At 57.5% G+C, this 2,038-nt stretch carries 2 rRNA genes; both read right to left on the bottom strand.

Annotated features, from left to right (window positions below):
• Positions 1-107 (bottom strand): 5S ribosomal RNA (gene rrf, locus ABZ396_RS40680); the annotation flags it as partial.
• A gap of 87 nt (positions 108-194) precedes the next feature.
• Positions 195-2,038: ribosomal RNA gene (locus ABZ396_RS40675) — 23S ribosomal RNA — on the bottom strand; the annotation flags it as partial.

Raw genomic sequence — 2,038 nt, 5'->3', positions numbered from 1 at the left:
GTCCTACTCTCCCACAGGGTCCCCCCTGCAGTACCATCGGCGCTGTAAGGCTTAGCTTCCGGGTTCGGAATGTAACCGGGCGTTTCCCTCACGCTATGACCACCGAAACACTATGAAACTGAACTGCCGCACCACGCTGTGGCAACGTGGGGCTGTTCGTGGTTTCAGAACCAACACAGTGGACGCGAGCAACTGAGGACAAGCCCTCGGCCTATTAGTACCGGTCACCTCCACACCTTACGGTGCTTCCAGATCCGGCCTATCAACCCAGTCGTCTACTGGGAGCCTTACCCCATCAAGTGGGTGGGAGTCCTCATCTCGAAGCAGGCTTCCCGCTTAGATGCTTTCAGCGGTTATCCCTCCCGAACGTAGCCAACCAGCCATGCCCTTGGCAGAACAACTGGCACACCAGAGGTTCGTCCGTCCCGGTCCTCTCGTACTAGGGACAGCCCTTCTCAAGACTCCTACGCGCACAGCGGATAGGGACCGAACTGTCTCACGACGTTCTAAACCCAGCTCGCGTACCGCTTTAATGGGCGAACAGCCCAACCCTTGGGACCGACTCCAGCCCCAGGATGCGACGAGCCGACATCGAGGTGCCAAACCATCCCGTCGATATGGACTCTTGGGGAAGATCAGCCTGTTATCCCCGGGGTACCTTTTATCCGTTGAGCGACGGCGCTTCCACAAGCCACCGCCGGATCACTAGTCCCGACTTTCGTCCCTGCTCGACCCGTCGGTCTCACAGTCAAGCTCCCTTGTGCACTTACACTCAACACCTGATTGCCAACCAGGCTGAGGGAACCTTTGGGCGCCTCCGTTACTCTTTAGGAGGCAACCGCCCCAGTTAAACTACCCATCAGACACTGTCCCCCACCCGGATCACGGGCGCGGGTTAGACATCCAGCACGACCAGACTGGTATTTCAACGACGACTCCCCCTGAACTGGCGTCCAGAGTTCACAGTCTCCCAGCTATCCTACACAAGCCGAACCGAACACCAATATCAAACTGTAGTAAAGGTCCCGGGGTCTTTCCGTCCTGCTGCGCGAAACGAGCATCTTTACTCGTAGTGCAATTTCACCGGGCCTATGGTTGAGACAGTCGAGAAGTCGTTACGCCATTCGTGCAGGTCGGAACTTACCCGACAAGGAATTTCGCTACCTTAGGATGGTTATAGTTACCACCGCCGTTTACTGGCGCTTAAGTTCTCAGCTTCGCCCGACCGAAGTCGGACTAACCGGTCCCCTTAACGTTCCAGCACCGGGCAGGCGTCAGTCCGTATACATCGCCTTACGGCTTCGCACGGACCTGTGTTTTTAGTAAACAGTCGCTTCTCGCTGGTCTCTGCGGCCACCCCCAGCTCGAGGAGCAAGTCCTCTCACCAGGCATGGCCCCCCTTCTCCCGAAGTTACGGGGGCATTTTGCCGAGTTCCTTAACCATAGTTCACCCGAACGCCTCGGTATTCTCTACCTGACCACCTGAGTCGGTTTAGGGTACGGGCCGCCATGAAACTCGCTAGAGGCTTTTCTCGACAGCATAGGATCATCCACTTCACCACAATCGGCTCGGCATCAGGTCTCAGCCTTCTGTGCGACGGATTTACCTATCGCACGGCCTACACCCTTACCCCGGGACAACCACCGCCCGGGATGGACTACCTTCCTGCGTCACCCCATCACTCACCTACTACAAGTCTGGTTCGTCGGCTCCACCACTCCCCTTTGCCCGAAGGCTCCGGGGCGGCTTCACGGACTAAGCATCGCCTGGTTCAATGTTTGACGCTTCACAGCGGGTACCGGAATATCAACCGGTTATCCATCGACTACGCCTGTCGGCCTCGCCTTAGGTCCCGACTTACCCTGGGCAGATCAGCTTGACCCAGGAACCCTTAGTCAATCGGCGCACACGTTTCCCACGTGTGAATCGCTACTCATGCCTGCATTCTCACTCGTCAACCGTCCACAACTCGCTTACGCGGCTGCTTCACCCGGCAGACGACGCTCCCCTACCCATCCACACACCCGTTGGGGCTAT

Source organism: Streptomyces sp. NPDC005866 (assembly GCF_040629895.1).
Taxonomy (GTDB): Bacteria; Actinomycetota; Actinomycetes; order Streptomycetales; family Streptomycetaceae; genus Streptomyces.
Note: the sequence above shows the minus strand (reverse complement) of the source record. Positions and strands in the feature narration are given on the sequence as shown.